Origin of the sequence: Microbacterium sp. 71-23, from assembly GCF_001897265.1 — a bacterium.
GTDB classification, from domain to species: Bacteria; Actinomycetota; Actinomycetes; order Actinomycetales; family Microbacteriaceae; genus Microbacterium; species Microbacterium ginsengisoli.
This window is the reverse complement of sequence record NZ_MKSL01000011.1, coordinates 94,482-111,263: the sequence shown is the minus strand read 5'-3', so window position 1 is coordinate 111,263 and position 16,782 is coordinate 94,482. Positions and strand designations below refer to the sequence as shown.

The window sequence follows — 16,782 nt, the reverse complement described above, 5'->3', positions numbered from 1 at the left end:
ACGCGCCGCACCGCATAGAATGCTGACGTCTGTCTTCACCCTGGGAGGTACCGTGAAAACGCGCCTGATCGCGTCGCTGGCAGTGGGCGCACTCGTCGTCCTCGGAACGACGGGATGCACGTTCCTGACTCCCCAGGAGACGACCAATCAGTCGATGGACAAGGACTACGCCCCGTCGGGCGGCGTGAACGTCCCCGCGTCGAGCGGACCCCTCGCTGTGCGCAACGTGCTGGTCGTCGCCGACTCGTCGGGCGCGAACGGCAACCTGGTCGCCACCGTCGTGAACCCGACCGACAGCGGTGAGGTGCTGAACGTCACCGTCGGCGACGGCTCGAGCGCGGTGAAGACGGCCATCCTGGTCTCGGCCGGATCCACCCTCAGCCTCGGCACCGGCTCGACCGCGCCGCTGCCGATCTCCCCGCTCGACTCCGCCCCTGGGTCGACGGTGTCCATCTACTTCCAGTCCGGCACGGGCGAGGGCGCCCGCGTGGAGACCCCTGTGCTGACCGGACAGCTGAGCTACCTCTCGACGCTCGTGCCGACCCCGGCTCCGACGCCGTCGGCGAGCAACTGAGCCCTCACGACGAGGAAGGCCGGGGAGCGTGAGCTCCCCGGCCTTCCTCGTTCCGACAGACGTGCGGCGCCGGGTCTGTCACGCCTCGAATCGGTAGCCGAGCCCGCGCACGGTGACGAGCATCTCCGGGTCGCCGGGGGCCGCCTCGATGCGCGAACGGATGCGCTTGATGTGCACATCGAGCGTCTTGGTGTCACCGAAGTAGTCGGTGCCCCACACCCGGTCGATGAGCTGGCCGCGGGTCATGACACGGCCGGCATTGCGCATCAGCACCTCGAGGAGTTCGAACTCCTTGAGGGGCATCGCGATCTCCCGCCCGTCGACGGCCACGGTATGCCGGTCGATGTCGAGGGTCACCCGACCCCCGCTCAGGACGTGCTCGTCGAGGTCCGCCTCCAGGTGGGCGAAGCGGCGCAGCACCGCCCGCATGCGGGCGAGCAGCTCGCGCGTCGAGTAGGGCTTGGTGACGTAGTCGTCCGCGCCGAGCTCGAGCCCCACGACGATGTCCACCTCGCTGTCCTTCGCGGTCAGCATGATGATCGGCACCTGCGTCGTCGCGCGTAGCTGACGGCACACCTCGGTACCGGGGATGCCCGGCAGCATCAGGTCGAGCAGCACGATGTCGGCGGCGCGCTCGCGGAACGCGGTGAGCGCGGCCTGGCCGTCCTCGGCGATCTCCACCTCGAAGCCCTCCCGTCGCAGCAGGTACGCGAGCGGGTCGGCGAGGTCGGGCTCGTCCTCGACGAGAAGCACGTGGGTCATTTCTTCTTTCCGTTCGACGGGGGTGTCCAGGCGGCCACCGGCTCGGGGCGTGCGGGCGTGCGCACCCCGGCGACGCCCGCTCCGCGATCGAGAGGGGCATCGGCGGGCGGGGCGACAGCAGGCAGCTGAATGGTGAAGGTCGAACCGCGACCGAGACGCGACCACACGCGCACCTCGCCGCCGTGGCGCTGCACGGCGTGCTTGACGATCGCGAGGCCGAGCCCTGAGCCGCCGGTGCGGCGGGAGCGCGCCTGGTCGCTGCGGAAGAAGCGCTCGAAGATGCGCTCCTGGTCCTCGGGCGACATCCCGATGCCGCGGTCGGCGACGGCGATCTCGACCGTTCCCTCGACGCGTTTGACGCCGATGCCCACGCTCGACCCGGCCGGTGAGTAGGCGATCGCATTGGAGATCAGGTTGCTGACGGCCTCGGCGAGCACCTGCGAGTCGCCGTGCACGTAGATGCCACGCTCGCCCCCGCGGACGAGGGTCACCTTGGCGGCATCCGCCGACGTCGCGTTGGCCTCGATCGCCGAGGTGATGATGCTGTCGACCGAGCTGTCGCGCCGCTCGCTGAGTTCGTCCGCCGACTGCAGGCGCGAGAGGTTCATGACGCGCGAGGTGAGCGAGGCGAGCCGGGCGGCCTCCGCCGAGAGCCGGCCCGCGAAGTTGCGCACCTGGTCCGGGTCCTCCGCGGCGGATTCGATGGCCTCTGCGAGCAGCGTGACAGCGCCGACCGGCGTCTTCAGCTCGTGACTCGTGTTGGCGACGAAATCGCGGCGCATCTGCTCGACGCGCTCGCGCTCGGTGATGTCGCGGATCACCATCAGCACGAGCCGGGGCGATACCTGCGTGGCACGGGCCGACACCAGGCGCTCCTCAGCGGGCGGCGCCGCACGGCGGATCGTGAGGGTGGATGCCGCGGACGCCCCGGCCTCGCGGGCCGAGCGCGCGAGGCGGCGGAGGGTCTCATCGACCAGGTGGTCGTCCACCCGCATGCCGAACGCCGCGGCCGCGAGCGACGCAGCGCGCACGGTGCCGCCGCCGTCGACCACGACGGCGGCGTCGTCCATGGCGGCCAGCACGTCGGAGATGCCGGGCGGCACGTCGAGCGACGCCTGTTCGAACGCACGGCGACGTGCGCTGATGGCGACGGCGATGAGCGCGGCGATCACGCCCCCGATGACCACTCCGGTGGCGAGCGCGAGCAGCGCCAGCGGCGTGTCCTGCATGTGTCCCAGAGTAGAACGCTCGGAAACATCCCACCGGCCCGTCTCGCGCCGTCCCGGGCGAGGACATGGGATTATTCATGCGTCGGGAACCGATCGTTAACCTTCGGTGACGACAATCGGGCGGGTTGCGGCCCCGCGCCGCCCCTCCCCGACAGGAAGGTCAACATCCATGCGCGAGGTATTCCAGCAGTCGCTCGACGAGGTGCGTGAGCGTCTCGTCGAGATCTCCGGCCTTGTCGGCGAAGCCATCGAGAAGGCCACGACGGCGTTCGGCACGAGCGACGTCGCCCTGGCCGAAGAGGTCATCGACAACGACACCATCATCGACGAGAAGGCGGTCGCGCTCGACGAGCTCGCGATCGACATCCTCGCCCGCCAGCAGCCGGTCGCCACCGACCTGCGCATGGTCGTCTCGGCCTTGCGCATCAGCGCGTCGCTCGAGCGCATGGGCGACATCGCCGAGCACATCGCGCAGCTGACCCGCATGCGCTTCCCCGACCGTGCGATCCCCAAGGGCCTGAAGAGCACGTTCACCAAGATGGGCGAGATCGACGTCGACCTGGCGCGCAAGCTCACCACCCTGCTCGAGACGCGCGACCTCGCCCTCGCGGAGGCCATCCGCAACGAGGACGACAAGCTCGACGAGCTGCACGTCAGCGTCTTCGAGAAGGTGCTCAGCGACTCGTGGAAGGGCGAGGCGTCGGCGACGATCGACGCCACGCTCGCGAGCCGCTACCACGAGCGCTTCGGCGACCACGCGGTCTCGATCGCGAAGAAGATGGTCTACCTCGCCACGGGCGACTGGACCGCCGACTCCATCGAGGACTGAGCGCGAACACGACGAAGGGGGCGGATGCCGCGGCATCCGCCCCCTTCGTGTCGCTTACTTGTTGCCCTGGTTCGCGACCGCGGCGGCACCGGCGGCGGCAGCCTCGGGGTCGAGGTACTCGCCCGGGCCGAGGGGCACGAGGTTCTCGTCGAGGCGGTAGACCAACGGGATTCCGGTGGGGATGTTGAGCTCGGCGATGTCGGCGTCGCTGATGCCGTCGAGGTGCTTCACGAGACCGCGCAGCGAGTTGCCGTGGGCGGTGACGAGCACCGTCTTGCCGGCAAGGAGGTCGGGGACGATCGCCTCGTGCCAGTACGGCAGCAGGCGGTCGATGACGAGCTTGAGCGACTCGGTGCGGGGCACGTCGCCGTCGATGCCGGCGTAGCGCGGGTCGTCGACCTGGCTGAACTCGTCGTCGTCGGCGAGCGGGGGCGGCGGCACGTCGAACGAGCGGCGCCACAGCATGAACTGCTCCTGGCCGTATTCGGCGAGCGTCGCGGCCTTGTCCTTGCCCTGCAGGGCGCCGTAGTGACGCTCGTTGAGGCGCCACGAGCGGGTCACCGGGATCCAGAGGCGGTCGGCGGCGTCGAGGGCGATGTTCGCGGTCTGGATAGCGCGGCTCAGCAGCGACGTGTGCAGCACGTCGGGGAGGATGCCGGCCTCGGCGAGGAGTCGCCCGCCGCGCGCGGCCTCGGCCTTGCCCTGGTCGGTCAGGCGCACATCGACCCAGCCGGTGAAGAGGTTCAGTTCGTTCCATTCGCTCTGCCCGTGGCGGAGCAGGATCAGCGTGTAAGGCGCGGTCATGCCCCCATGATATCGAGCGCGGATGCCCCTCCCCGGCCTGCGATCATGGTCGGATGAGCCCGTCCGCGAAGCCCGTGGGGCACGCGACGCGCGGCACGACCGGCACGAACCGGCTGCGGCGCGTCGACCGCTGGATCGCGGGGCATCCGGCGCTGCGGCAGGTCGAGGAACCCCTGGTCGTCGACCTCGGCTTCGGGGCGAGCGGGGTGACCGCGTTCGAGCTGGAGTCGCGGCTGCGGCGGGCGCATCCGGGTGTCGAGGTGCTCGGCATCGAGATCGATCCGGAGCGCGTGGCGCGCGCCGACGCGCAGCTCGCCGCGGTGCGGGCGGGACGCACGTCGTTCCCCGCCGATGCGCGGGTCTGGTTCGCCCGTGGCGGCTTCGAGGCGCGGGCCCCGCGGCCGCCCGCGGTCATCCGCGCGTTCAACGTGCTGCGGCAGTACGACGAGGCGGATGTCGCGGCCGCCTGGTCGCTCATGGCGTCCCGGCTCGACCCGCGCGGCGTCGTCGTCGACGGCACGTGCGACGAGATCGGCCGGGTGTGCACGTGGGTCGAGCTCGGCGCGGACGCCGTCCCCCGCACCCTCACGATCTCGCTGCGCCTCGCCGGACTCGAGGCACCGTCGATCGCCGCCGAGCGCCTGCCGAAGGCGCTGATCCACCACAACGTTCCCGGCGAGGCGGTGCACGCCCTGTTCGCCGCGCTCGACCGCGAGTGGACGCGTGCGGCACCGCTCGCGACCTTCAGCGCCGAGCAGCGCTGGCGGGCCGCGCTCGACGCGCTCGCGCGCTCGGGCACTCCCCTGCTCGCGCGTTCGCGCTGGCGGCTGGGCGAGGTCACGGTGCCGTGGTCGGCTGTGGCGCCCGCGGCATCCGCTCGCTGACGACGTCAGATGCGCGGGATCGCGCCGCGGGCGTCGGCCTCGGGCATGCCGGTCGCGACGAGCAGGTCGACCAGCAGCGGGCGCAGCGACGCCAGCAGGTTGTGGTCGCCCAGGGCCGCGTCGGGCAGCAGCGCGGCGGGGTCGAGGCGCCCCGCGACCGCCCGCAGCACGTCGCGCGCGGCCGGCTCGTACGAGATGTCGTCGAGCGCGAGGCGCACCAGCCCCGCCGCCGTCGAGATCTCGGCGAGCACGTCCGCGGCCAGCGGGCGCGGCATCCCGTCGTCGACGAGGTAGGCGGAGCGCCGGGCGACGACGCGGAGGTTGCGGATCGCGAGGTCCATGGCGCGCTGCACCCGCGCATGGCGGGCGATCTCCTCCCGCTGGCGTCGCAGGAACGGCGAGATGCGGGCGATCTCCGCGCTCGACTCGAGTGCGGCGCCCCAGGCGGAGATCGCGCCGCCCAACGCGCGCGCCTTCTCGAGCCCACGGTCGGCGCGCTCACGGCTGCCGGCGCGAAGTCCCGCGACGACCGTGTCGACGGCCGCGGTGAACCCCGCGAACGTCGCCTGCGCGTCGGCGAGCTCGGTGCGGCGGGTGCTGCGCGGCACGAGCGCGGTCACGAGCAGCGCCACCGCGCCGCCGACCGCCGCATCGAGCAGCCGGGTGAACGGCACCGTGATCGGCAGGATCATCACGATCGCCGACTGCGTCGCCGCCGCGATCGCGAACCCCGGCCGCGGTGAGATGAAGCGCGCGATCGCCATGGCGACGAACATCGCGATCGCCAGCTGCCACCAGCCGATCCCGGCCACGAGCACGATGAGCTCGGACACCAGGATGCCGAACAGCATCCCCACGACCGTCTCGAGCACGAGCCGCGGGCGCGCGTCGCGCACGAGGCCGAGGCTCGAGATCGGCACCGTCGCCGCCAGGAGCGGCGCGGCATGCCCGATGCCGAAATGCGCGACCGAGAACGACACCACGACAGCGACCACGATCTGGGTGATCGGTATGAGGGAGCCGCGCACGCGGTGAAGCGCGGGAGCGGGATCGAGTCGGGCCCGCCAGCCCACCGCGATCGGTGCGGTGATCGACGGCGGCTCGCCGCTCACGTGCGGCGCGAGAGCCGGGTGAGGCGGGGCACGGATGCCGCGGCCCCCGCGTCCCGCGGGACGATCTCGATGAGTGCGGCGGCGACGGGTCCGTCGGGGGTGTCCACCGTCGCCGGGGTGGCGACGTCGGCGCGACGGCTCACCACCGCGAGCCCGATCGGACCGTCGTCGACGTGCTGTGCCACCGAGGTGAGACGCCCGACGACGGCGTCACCGACGCGCACCTCCGCCCCCGCCGCGGGAAGCACGGCGTCGCTGCCGTCGAGCTGCACGGAGACGAGCCGGCGGGGAGGATGCCCCAGGTTGTGCACCTTCGCGACCGTCTCCTGCCCGCGGTAGCAGCCCTTGTCGAGATGCACCGCGGTGCGCAGCCAGTCGAGCTCGTGCGGAATCGTGCGCTCGTCGATCTCGGCCGCCCACCGGGGCCGCCAGGCGGCGATGCGCAGCGCCTCGGCGGCGAGCACGCCCGCGACGGCGATCTCGCCGGCCGCCGCAGCGCGAACGAGCGCGGCCTCGGTCTCCCGGGTGACGAGCACCTCGATCGCGCCGTAGCCGTGGCCCGGATGATCCTCGTCGGCCGCGTAGCCGACACCGCCGATGCCGATCTCCGGCCACAGATCGCGCCACACGAGACGCACGCCCGCCGGCGACGCGGCTTCGAGGTGCGCGAGCGCGGGGGCGCGGCATCCGATCACGGCGAACTCGTCGCTCGCATCACGGGGCGCGACGCGCAGCCGGAACCGCATGCGCAGCAGGAACGTCAGCAGGGGCTCGGCATCGGCCGCGTCGACGATGAGCCACGTGGTCTCGCCGTCGTCGAGAACGGATGCCGCGTGCTCCACGTGCCCCTGCGGGTCGAGCACGAGCAGCTCGCTGCTCTCACCCGGCGCGAGGGTCTTCAACGCCTGCGTCGAGATCGAGTCGAGCCAGCTGAGTCGGTCCTCACCGGGAACGGCGAGCACCCGACGGTCGGCACGAGGGACGATGGCGAGGCCGTCGCGCAGGGTGCGCTGCTCCCGCAGGGGGCTGCCGACGTGCTGCAGCACGCCCGCCTCGTCGAGCACCGCCGCCGGCACCTGCGACCAGTCGGCGCTCATGCGTCGGCCTTGGCGAGCCGCGCCGACGCGTGCGAGGACAGCTCGGTGCCGAGGGCCGCGACATCCCATGCCCACAGCAGGTGGCCGTCGACGAGCCCGTACATGCGGGTCGCGGCGGCGTAGTGCTTCGCGCCCGCTCCGCGCACGACAGCGTCGGTCGCGATGTCGATGCGCGGTCCGCGGATCTGTCCGAGGTACAGCTCGCTGATGCCGTCGGCGTGCGCGAGCACCACCTCGATCGGGAACCCGCCTTCGGGGGTGCGCAGGGCCTCCACGTCGTCGGCCGTTCGGGGCTCGGTGAGCGCGGTCGGCGGCAGCAGCCCCGGCCCGGCGTCGCCGTCGGTCGCGGGTCGCGAGAGCCGCCAGAACCCGGTCTCGGCCACGAGCGGCACGCGGGTCTCGCCCTGCAGAAGCCACGCGTGCGCGGTGTAGGTCAGCGCATCGCCGCCGTCATGGGCGAACGTCACGCGATGCTCGAACTCGCCCTCGAAACGATGACCGGATGCCTCGTAGTCGATGACACCCGTGCCCTGCCAGGCTCCGATGAGCCACGACAATGGCACCAGGTCGGCGGGGAGCTCGGTCGGGATGTCGATCACGACCGACTCCGTCAGCGCTGGCCGCGGAAGAGGTTCTTCAGCACCACGCCCGACACGAAGACGATGGCCAGCGACGCGAGTCCGAGAAGGCCCACGAAGAACAGTTCGAGCGCGACGAGATCCATGCCGCCCAGTCTAGTCGCCCCCTTCGCACCCGGCCGCGCCCTGGTTACGGGAAGACGGCGACGATCGCGACGACCAGGCTTACCGCGCCCAGGATGAGGAAGCTCCCGGCGACGCTGATCGCCATGCGCTGGATGAACCGGTGCGGACGTCCGCCGACGAGCTGCACGACGAACGACAGCACGAGGCATCCGGCCAGCACCAACGCGATCCCCGCGGAACGCCAGCCGTCCGGCGCGAGGACGGACACCACGATGCCCGCCACGAGGGCCACGACCCACACGGTCACGATGCCCGCGGTCGAGCGGGGCGGCGCCAGTTCGGGAGAGCTCACGCGATCATTCTCACCCACGCGCGCTCACGCGCGCATCCCGCACGGCGGACGCCCGCGCGAGCCGCGCCCTCGAAGCGCCTAGGATTGGGGCACACGTGGCCGCAGGGCCGGGAGGTTGCATGGCACAGCTGCTCATCTTGAGTTCGGCGCAGGGCAGTACGCCCATCTTGCCGTCCCTCGAGCTGCTGAGCCACCGCACCCGGCAGATCCCCGCCGAGCCCGCCCAGCTCGTGAACGCGCCGAGCGCGGACGTGGTGTTCGTCGACGCGCGATCCGACCTCGTCGGCGCGAAGTCGCTGTGCAAGATCCTGACGACGACCGGACTCGACGCTCCGCTCATCCTCATCGTGACCGAGGGCGGACTCACCGCCGTCTCGACGGACTGGGGAGTGGATGATGTGATCCTCGTGACCGCCGGACCCGCCGAGGTCGATGCGCGCATCCGCCTCGCGATCGGCCGGCTCTCCAAGGATCAGGTCTCCTCGCGCATCCAGACCTCCGGCATCACGATCGACGAATCCTCCTACTCGGCGAAGGTGCACGGCAAGCCGCTCGATCTCACCTACAAGGAGTTCCAGCTGCTGCACTTCTTCGCGACCCACCCGTCGCGGGTGTTCACGCGCGAGCAGCTGCTCAGCGAAGTCTGGGGCTACGACTATTTCGGCGGCACCCGCACCGTCGACGTGCACGTGAGGCGTCTGCGCGCGAAGCTCGGCGACCTCGAACAGCTCATCGGCACGGTGCGCAACGTCGGGTACCGCTTCAACGTGTACGAAGACGACCAGCTGCCCGCGACGGCGCCGGGCGCCCGCGCGTAGCCGCGGCATCCGCTCACGATCCGCCGCGTCCCGCTCGGACGGCCCGTCGGAAAACCGTTCACACGGGCGTCACCTCCTGCTGACATGATGAAGAGGTGATGGATCAGGATGTGCTCGACGCTGGTCTGGGCGACTCGGATGACGACGACTTCGACGAGATCGTCGAGGAGTCCGTCGCCGAGCTTCCGGAGGGCCGCTACCTCGACCGCGAGCTGAGCTGGCTCTCGTTCAACCAGCGTGTGCTCGAGCTCGCCGAGGACCCGGCGCTGCCCGTGCTCGAGCGCAGCAACTTCCTCGCGATCTTCGGCTCGAACCTCGACGAGTTCTTCATGGTGCGCGTCGCCGGGCTCAAGCGACGCATCATGACCGGACTCGCCGTGCCGACGAACGTCGGACGCGCGCCCATCGACGTGCTCGCCGACATCTCCGCCGCCGCCCACGCGCTGCAGGTGCGGCACGCACGCGCCTGGAACGACCACGTCAAGCCCGCCCTCAGCGAGTCGGGCATCGACATCGTCAGCTGGGACGATCTCAGCGACGCCGACAAGGGCCGGCTCTACGGGTACTTCCAGGCTCACGTGTTCCCGGTGCTCATGCCGCTCGCCGTCGACCCGGCGCATCCGTTCCCCTACATCTCCGGCCTCAGCCTCAACCTCGCCATCCGGGTGCGCAACGCCCGCACCGGACGCCAGGAGTTCGCGCGCTTGAAGGTGCCGCCGATGCTGCCGCGCTTCGTCGAGGTGCCGGGTGAGCGCGTGCGCTACCTCACTCTCGAAGACCTCATCGCCAACCACCTCGCCGACCTCTTCCCGGGCATGGAGATCGTCGACCACCATGCCTTCCGACTCACCCGCAACGAGGACGTGGTGATCGAGGAGGACGAGACCGAGAACCTCATCCAGGCCCTCGAGGCCGAGCTGATGCGGCGCCGCTTCGGCCCGCCGATCCGCCTCGAGATCGCCGACGACATGGACGAGGTCACGCTCGACCTGCTGCTGCGCGAGCTCGACATCACCGAGCAGGAGGTCTACCGGCTGCCCGCGCCGCTCGATCTTCGCGGCCTGTTCGACCTGTCCAAGATCGACCGCCCCGACCTCAAATACGCACCCCACGTGCCGACGACCGCGATCGCGTTCCAGCCCGGTGACAACAACGAGCGCCCCGACATCTTCGCGGCGATCCGCAAGGGCGACGTGCTGGTGCACCACCCCTACGAGTCGTTCGCGACGAGCGTGCAGGCCTTCCTCGAGCAGGCGGCGAAAGACCCCCAGGTGCTCGCCATCAAGCAGACGCTCTACCGCACCTCGGGCGACAGCCCCATCGTGCAGGCGCTCATCGACGCGGCGGAGGCGGGCAAGCAGGTGCTCGCGCTCGTCGAGGTGAAGGCGCGCTTCGACGAGGCGAACAACATCATCTGGGCGCGCAAGCTCGAGAAGGCCGGCGTGCACGTCGTCTACGGTCTCGTCGGGCTGAAGACCCACAGCAAGCTGGTGCACGTCATCCGCGAGGAGGGCGGGGTGCTTCGCAGCTACAGCCACGTCGGCACCGGCAACTACAACCCGAAGACCAGCCGCATCTACGAGGACTTCGGCCTGTTCACCGCGAGCGACGAGGTCGGCGGCGACCTCACGCGTCTGTTCAACGAGCTCAGCGGGTACGCGATCGAGAAGAAGTTCAAGCGCCTGCTCGTCGCACCCCTGCACCTTCGCAAGGGGCTGCTGCGCCTCATCGACCGCGAGCGTCGGCACGCCCTCGCGGGCAAGCCCGCGTCGGTGCGCATCAAGGTCAACTCGATGGTCGATGAGCAGATCATCGATGCGCTCTACCAGGCCAGCAACGCGGGCGTGACGGTGGAGGTGTGGGTGCGCGGCATCTGCAGCATCAAGCCGGGCGTCGAGGGGATGAGCGAGAACATCACGGTCCGATCGATCCTGGGGCGTTACCTCGAGCACTCCCGCATCTTCGCGTTCGCGAACGGCGGCGACCCGCAGGTGTACATCGGCAGCGCCGACATGATGCACCGCAACCTCGATCGCCGGGTCGAAGCGCTCGTGCGCGTCACGGCGCCCGCCCAGCTCACCGAGCTCACCGACCTGTTCGACCTCGCCATGAGCGAGTCGACCAGCTCCTGGTGGCTCGGCGGGGACGGCGTTTGGACGCGGCGCAGCCGCGACGCCGAGGGCAAGCCCCTGCTCGATCTCCAAGAGGCGACGATGACCGCCGTGCAGAAGCGACGTCGTCCGCGCGCGACCCGATGACGACGACCGTCTACGCGGCCGGCGGCGTGGTGTGGCGCCTCGTCGAGGGGCGCCTGCACATCCTGCTCATCCATCGCACGCAGTACCGCGACGTGACCCTGCCCAAGGGCAAGCTCGACCCCGGAGAGAGCCTGCTGGAGACGGCCGTGCGCGAGATCTTCGAGGAGACCGGCATCAAGGTCGCGCTCGGCGTGCCCGTCGGCGTCTCGCGCTACCACCTGCCGAGCCGGCGCGAGAAGGTCGTGCACTACTGGGCGGCAGAGGCGACGGATGCCGCGATCCGCGCGAGCGCGTTCGTGCCCAACAAGGAGATCGCGGCGCTCGAGTGGGTCACCCCGAAGCGCGCGCTCGGATACCTCAGCTACCCGGTCGACGTCGAGATCGTCACGAAGTTCCTCGACTTCGTCGATCGCGGCGTGCTGCAGACCTTCCCCGTCATCGCCCTGCGCCACGCGAAGGCCGTCGCTCGCGAGAGCTGGAAGGGCGAGGACGCCGACCGACCCCTCACCGACCGCGGCGCGCGCCAGGCCGAGGCGCTCGTGGGGCCGCTGCGCAGCTTTGGGGTGCGACGGATCGTCTCGAGTCCGGCGGTGCGCTGCCTCGCGACCGTCGCGCCGCTCGCCGCCGCCCTCGAGCGCGACGTGCGCACGACGCCCCTCATCAGCCAAGACCTCTGGGAGGAGGGGCGCAGCGACGCCCGCACGGTCATCGGCAAGCGGGTGCGCTCCCGCAAGCCCGCGGTGCTCTGCAGCCACGGCCCCGTGCTCCCCGACATTCTCGCCGAGCTCGCACTCGCGACGGGCACGCTGCGGGGCGCCTACCTCGGCAGCGCATCGGCGCTCCCCGTGGGCGGATTCTCGGTCGTGCACCTGTCCGCGACGAACCCCGGCGCCGGCATCGCGGCGATCGAGACGCACACCCCCGCACTCTGATGCGGGCGGCGGGCGCACAGGCCACGTTCACCCGTTGTTCACCTGTGCACCGCCGTCGCTTAAGGGCCGACGTTTACCGTCAGGCGTGCCCATGCACCGGGCACACCCGATAAACGTGAGGATTCCACAGTGAAGATCACCCGCATTGCGCAGGTCGGCGCCTTCGCCGCCGTTGCCGCGATCGCACTCGCAGGCTGCTCGTCGTCGGGCTCGAACGGCGGCGCTTCGGCGTCGGCCTCGGCCGCCGGCGTGACCTCGACCATCGACACGACGCTCTCCGGCACCATCACCGCCGGTGGCTCGAGCGCGCAGGCCAACGCGGAGACCGCCTGGATCACCGCCTACAACGCCACCAACAAGAACGTCACGATCAACTACGACAAGTCGCAGGGCTCCGGTGGCGGCCGCACCAACTGGCTCAACGGCGCCTACGACTTCGCCGGTTCCGACGCTCCGCTGTCGGCCGACGAGACCACCAAGTCGGCTGCCCTGTGCACCGAGGGCGGCGTGAACCTGCCGATCTACCTCGACGGTGTCGCGATCATCTTCAACATCTCGGGCGTCACCAGCCTCAAGCTCAGCGCGACCACCATCGCCAAGATCTTCGCGCTGGAGATCACCGACTGGTCCGACCCGGCCATCACCGCCGACAACGGCACCGCCCTCCCCGCCGGCCCGATCACGACGGTCGCGCGCTCGGACGGCTCCGGCACCACCCAGAACTTCACCAACTACCTCGTGGGCACCGCACCGTCGGTGTGGACGCACAAGGCGGGCTCGGCATGGCCGATCACCGGCAACGTGTCGCTCCAGAAGGGCACCTCGGGCGTCGTCGGCGCCGTCAAGTCGGGCAACGGCACCATCGGTTACGCCGACCACTCGGGCATCGGCTCGCTGACCGCCGCCTCGATCATCCAGAGCGGCACCGCCATCTCGTACTCGGCCGAGGCCGTCTCCAAGACCTTCGCGGTCGCGGCGACCACCAAGTCCAACGGTGTGGCCGGCGACCTGTCGCAGGTCTTCGACTACTCGAAGCTCACCGCCGACACCTACCCGATCCCGCTGCTCTCCTACGCGATCACCTGCACCACGTTCAAGGACGCCACGCAGGCCAAGCTCGTCAAGTCGTACCTCGGCTTCGTCGCGTCGACGCTCGGCCAGCAGGTCGCCGCGAAGAACGCCGGCTCCGCTCCGGTTCCGGACGAGATCCTGACGCAGGTCCAGGCGACCCTCGCCACCATCAAGTAACACCCTTCGGCCCGCCCGGATCCGCTCATCGGATCCGGGCGGACTGAGTGGCCCTCCCGAGCCTGCTCGGTGGGGTGACTGAGTCCGAGCCGTTCGCATTAGTGTCGTCTTCGGAGCTCCACACGACGCCCGACCCGAGAAGGAGAACGCCGTGCCTCTGCGAGAAGACGAGGGAAGCCGTGGCTGACGCGGCGACCACCACGACCTCTCCGTCCCGATCACTGATCGGCAAGCGCCGGGCGAGCGACACCGTCTTCCTCGGACTCTCCACGGGCTCCGCGATCTCGATCATGGTGATCCTCGCCGGAGTCGCGATCTTCCTCATCATCCAGGGACTCCCCGCGATCACCGCGAACTGGAGCTCCAACCAGGACCTGGCCGCCATCCACAACCCCCTCGGCAACGGCTGGTCGAGCTTCTGGGCGTACGTCGCGCCGTTGCTGTGGGGAAGCCTCTGGTCGGCAGTGATCGCCATGATCCTCGGCGCCCCCGTCGCGATCGGCATCGCACTGTTCATCTCGCACTATGCCCCGCGCCGGCTCGCCGGGCTGCTCGGCTACATCGTCGATCTTCTCGCCGCGGTCCCGTCGATCGTGTTCGGCCTCTGGGGCATCATCGTCATCCGCCCGTTCCTCCTGCCCCTGTCGCAGTTCTTGAACGAGTACTTCGGCTGGATCCCGCTGTTCAGCGGACAGGTCACTTCGACGGGCTCCACGATGCTCGCCGGTGGCGTGGTGCTCGCGGTGATGATCCTCCCGATCGTCACCTCGATCACCCGTGAGATCTTCCTGCAGACCCCGCGCCTCCACGAGGAGGCAGCCCTCGCTCTCGGGGCGACCCGCTGGGAGATGATCCGCCTGTCGGTGCTTCCCTACGCGCGCAGCGGAATGGTCTCGGCGACCCTCCTCGGGCTCGGCCGGGCGCTCGGCGAGACGATGGCGATCGCCCTCATCATCTCCCCTGCCCTCCTGTTCTCGGTGCAACTGCTCACCGACGGCTACAACTCGCAGACGATCGCCGCGAACATCGCGCTGAACTTCCCGATCTCGTCAGGCATCCAGCGCTCCGCGCTCATCGGCACGGGCCTGATGCTGTTCGTCGTCTCCCTCGCCGTCAACATGCTCGCGCGCTACATCATCGCCGCGACCGGTCCCGGCGCGAAGGGCCGCAAGAAGAAGGGGAAGCGCTCGTGACCACCTCCACCGCCGGCCCCTTGACCCGCGCAGCCGGCCTCACCAGCGGGCAGCTCCCCCGCTTCTCCGAGCCGATCGGCGTGGTGATCGCCCTCGTCATCTCGGCCGGGATCATCGCCCTCCTCGCGCCGTTCAACATCGCGCTGTGGCTGGTGCTCACGGCGGTGCTCTACCTCGTCGGCATCGGCGTGGCATCCACCATCGTCGAGAACCGCCGTAAGGCGACCGATCGGGTCGTCCGCGGACTCGTGACGAGCGCCTTCGTGCTGGCCGTCGCGCCGCTCATCTCCACGCTGTGGACCGTCGTCTCCCAGGGCATCGGGGTGCTCAGCTGGAGCTTCATCACCCAGACCGGCGGCACGAAGTTCGACCCCGACACCCTGTCGGTGGTGGCCACGCCCGGCGCCCTGCAGGCCGTCGTCGGAACCCTGATCATCACCGGCATCGCCGCGCTCATCTCGGTTCCCATCGGCATCCTGACCGCGGTCTACCTCGTCGAGTACGCGCAGCCGAACAACCCGCTGCGTCGCATGATCACGTTCCTCGTCGACGTGATGACCGGCATTCCCTCCATCGTCGCCGGTCTGTTCGCCTTCTCGCTGTTCTCGCTCATCGTCGGCCCGAAGGCGTTCAGCGGCTTCTCCGCATCGATCGCGCTGTGCGTGCTGATGATCCCGATCGTCGTGCGCTCGACCGAAGAGATGCTGCGACTCGTCCCGAGCGAGCTGCGCGAGGCATCCCTCGCACTCGGTGTTCCCCGCTCCACGACGATCGTCAAGATCGTGCTGCGCACCGCGGCGAGCGGCATCGTCACCGGCGTGGTGCTTGCCGTGGCGCGTGTGGTCGGCGAGACCGCGCCGATCTTCATCGCGGCGAGCTTCACCGACAACTTCAACGCGAACCCGTTCGACGGACCGATGCAGACCCTGCCCGTCATGGCGTACACCGCCTACAGCTTCCCCGGCCAGGACATCGCCGCCTCGCAGGCGCAGTCGTGGGGCGCCGCCCTGCTGCTGGTCATCCTCGTCGTCATCTTCAACCTCATCGCCCGCATCGTCGCGACCATGTTCGCGCCGAAGTCCCGCTGATCAAGGAGCCCCCAGGTGTCCAAGCGCATCGAGGTCGAGGACCTCAACGTCTACTACGGCGACTTCCTCGCGGTCGAAGGGGTCTCGATGAACATCGAGCCCCGCACCGTGACCGCCTTCATCGGCCCGTCGGGATGCGGCAAGTCCACGTTCCTGCGCACGCTGAACCGCATGCACGAGGTCATCCCCGGCGCCCGCGTCGAGGGCTCGGTGCTCGTCGACGGTGAGGACCTCTACGCCCCCGGCGTCGACCCGGTGCTCGTGCGCCGTCAGGTCGGCATGGTCTTCCAGCGTCCGAACCCGTTCCCCACGATGTCGATCAAGGAGAACGTGCTCGCGGGTGTGCGCCTGAACAACAAGCGCATCTCGAAGAGCGACGCCGACGCCCTGGTCGAGCAGTCGCTGCGCGGCGCGAACCTCTGGGAAGAGGTCAAGGACCGCCTCGACAAGCCGGGCGCAGGACTGTCGGGCGGTCAGCAGCAGCGACTGTGCATCGCCCGCACGATCGCCGTCTCCCCCGATGTCGTGCTGATGGATGAGCCGTGCTCGGCGCTCGACCCGATCTCGACCTACGCGATCGAAGAGCTGATCGAGGAGCTCAAGAACGAGTTCACGATCGTGATCGTGACCCACAACATGCAGCAGGCCTCGCGCGTGAGCGACAAGACGGCCTTCTTCAACATCGCCGGCACCGGCAAGCCCGGCAAGCTCATCGAGTTCGCCGAGACCGGAACGATCTTCACCAACCCCACCCAGAAGGCGACCGAGGACTACGTCTCGGGCCGCTTCGGGTGATCGCGACCGCGCGGTCGTGCGCGGGAGGGGGCGGATGCGAGGCATCCGCCCCCTCTGCGCGTTCGGGCAGGGCTGTGGTGTCCGGCCGGTTGGACGGCCTGCC

At 70.0% G+C, this 16,782-nt stretch carries 17 protein-coding genes; 10 read left to right on the top strand and 7 right to left on the bottom strand.

Going from position 1 to position 16,782, the window contains the following annotated elements:
* The first annotated feature begins 52 nt into the window (after positions 1-52).
* Entirely contained in the window at positions 53-574 is a 522-nt protein-coding gene (locus tag BGO15_RS03040; RefSeq protein WP_045246755.1) for a hypothetical protein, read from the top strand.
* Between the two features lie 78 nt (positions 575-652).
* Here the strand turns inward: BGO15_RS03040 and BGO15_RS03035 are convergent, their stop codons facing one another.
* Together BGO15_RS03035 and BGO15_RS03030 are read right to left on the bottom strand one after the other, a co-directional pair.
* A complete protein-coding gene (locus tag BGO15_RS03035) occupies positions 653-1,336 on the bottom strand; it encodes a response regulator (protein WP_045246756.1) in 684 nt (227 codons plus the stop codon).
* Positions 1,333-2,565, bottom strand: a complete 1,233-nt coding sequence (locus BGO15_RS03030) for a sensor histidine kinase (protein ID WP_048809299.1) — start codon at positions 2,563-2,565, stop codon at positions 1,333-1,335. Before BGO15_RS03030 ends, BGO15_RS03035 begins: the two co-directional genes overlap by 4 nt.
* A gap of 169 nt (positions 2,566-2,734) precedes the next feature.
* Between BGO15_RS03030 and phoU the strand changes: the two genes are divergently transcribed.
* Complete coding sequence (gene phoU, locus BGO15_RS03025; protein ID WP_045246757.1) at positions 2,735-3,394, top strand: phosphate signaling complex protein PhoU; 660 nt, start codon at positions 2,735-2,737, stop codon at positions 3,392-3,394.
* A gap of 54 nt (positions 3,395-3,448) precedes the next feature.
* Here phoU and BGO15_RS03020 read toward each other — a convergent pair whose 3' ends face one another.
* On the bottom strand, positions 3,449-4,198 hold the full coding sequence (locus BGO15_RS03020) for a phosphoglyceromutase (protein ID WP_056210288.1): 750 nt from the start codon (positions 4,196-4,198) through the stop codon (positions 3,449-3,451).
* 53 nt (positions 4,199-4,251) lie between these two features.
* Between BGO15_RS03020 and BGO15_RS03015 the strand changes: the two genes are divergently transcribed.
* Positions 4,252-5,082 carry a class I SAM-dependent methyltransferase gene (locus tag BGO15_RS03015; RefSeq protein WP_273189078.1) on the top strand — a complete coding sequence of 277 codons (831 nt, stop codon included), beginning with the start codon at positions 4,252-4,254 and terminating at the stop codon, positions 5,080-5,082.
* A 5-nt stretch (positions 5,083-5,087) separates the two neighbouring features.
* On the opposite strand, the gene BGO15_RS03010 is transcribed toward BGO15_RS03015, so the two are convergent.
* The 4 genes from BGO15_RS03010 to BGO15_RS02995 all read right to left on the bottom strand — a co-directional run bounded on the left by BGO15_RS03010 (position 5,088) and on the right by BGO15_RS02995 (position 8,347).
* Entirely contained in the window at positions 5,088-6,194 is a 1,107-nt protein-coding gene (locus tag BGO15_RS03010; RefSeq protein WP_235557423.1) for an FUSC family protein, read from the bottom strand.
* Entirely contained in the window at positions 6,191-7,291 is a 1,101-nt protein-coding gene (gene ygfZ, locus BGO15_RS03005) for a CAF17-like 4Fe-4S cluster assembly/insertion protein YgfZ (RefSeq protein ID WP_056210290.1), read from the bottom strand. The genes BGO15_RS03010 and ygfZ overlap by 4 nt, the downstream gene beginning before the upstream one ends.
* Positions 7,288-7,890: a nitrobindin family protein gene (locus tag BGO15_RS03000; RefSeq protein WP_056210292.1), complete on the bottom strand. Its 603-nt coding sequence runs from the start codon at positions 7,888-7,890 to the stop codon at positions 7,288-7,290. Before BGO15_RS03000 ends, ygfZ begins: the two co-directional genes overlap by 4 nt.
* A gap of 169 nt (positions 7,891-8,059) precedes the next feature.
* Positions 8,060-8,347: a hypothetical protein gene (locus BGO15_RS02995; protein WP_045246762.1), complete on the bottom strand. Its 288-nt coding sequence runs from the start codon at positions 8,345-8,347 to the stop codon at positions 8,060-8,062.
* 119 nt (positions 8,348-8,466) lie between these two features.
* On the opposite strand from BGO15_RS02995, the gene BGO15_RS02990 reads away from it, so the two are divergent.
* The 7 genes from BGO15_RS02990 (at position 8,467) to pstB (ending at position 16,679) form a co-directional block, all read left to right on the top strand.
* Positions 8,467-9,165, top strand: coding sequence for a response regulator transcription factor (locus tag BGO15_RS02990; protein WP_045246763.1), 699 nt, complete (start codon positions 8,467-8,469; stop codon positions 9,163-9,165).
* Between the two features lie 98 nt (positions 9,166-9,263).
* Complete coding sequence (locus BGO15_RS02985; protein ID WP_048809303.1) at positions 9,264-11,423, top strand: RNA degradosome polyphosphate kinase; 2,160 nt, start codon at positions 9,264-9,266, stop codon at positions 11,421-11,423.
* Positions 11,420-12,355, top strand: coding sequence for an NUDIX hydrolase (locus tag BGO15_RS02980; RefSeq protein WP_056519162.1), 936 nt, complete (start codon positions 11,420-11,422; stop codon positions 12,353-12,355). The genes BGO15_RS02985 and BGO15_RS02980 overlap by 4 nt, the downstream gene beginning before the upstream one ends.
* A 129-nt stretch (positions 12,356-12,484) precedes the next feature.
* Positions 12,485-13,603: a PstS family phosphate ABC transporter substrate-binding protein gene (locus tag BGO15_RS02975; RefSeq protein ID WP_056210294.1), complete on the top strand. Its 1,119-nt coding sequence runs from the start codon at positions 12,485-12,487 to the stop codon at positions 13,601-13,603.
* A gap of 179 nt (positions 13,604-13,782) precedes the next feature.
* Positions 13,783-14,796, top strand: coding sequence for a phosphate ABC transporter permease subunit PstC (pstC, locus tag BGO15_RS02970; RefSeq protein WP_056519163.1), 1,014 nt, complete (start codon positions 13,783-13,785; stop codon positions 14,794-14,796).
* Positions 14,793-15,884, top strand: a complete 1,092-nt coding sequence (pstA, locus tag BGO15_RS02965; protein ID WP_056519165.1) for a phosphate ABC transporter permease PstA — start codon at positions 14,793-14,795, stop codon at positions 15,882-15,884. The genes pstC and pstA overlap by 4 nt, the downstream gene beginning before the upstream one ends.
* A gap of 15 nt (positions 15,885-15,899) precedes the next feature.
* A complete protein-coding gene (gene pstB, locus BGO15_RS02960) occupies positions 15,900-16,679 on the top strand; it encodes a phosphate ABC transporter ATP-binding protein PstB (RefSeq protein WP_045246769.1) in 780 nt (259 codons plus the stop codon).
* Positions 16,680-16,782: the final 103 nt, after the last annotated feature.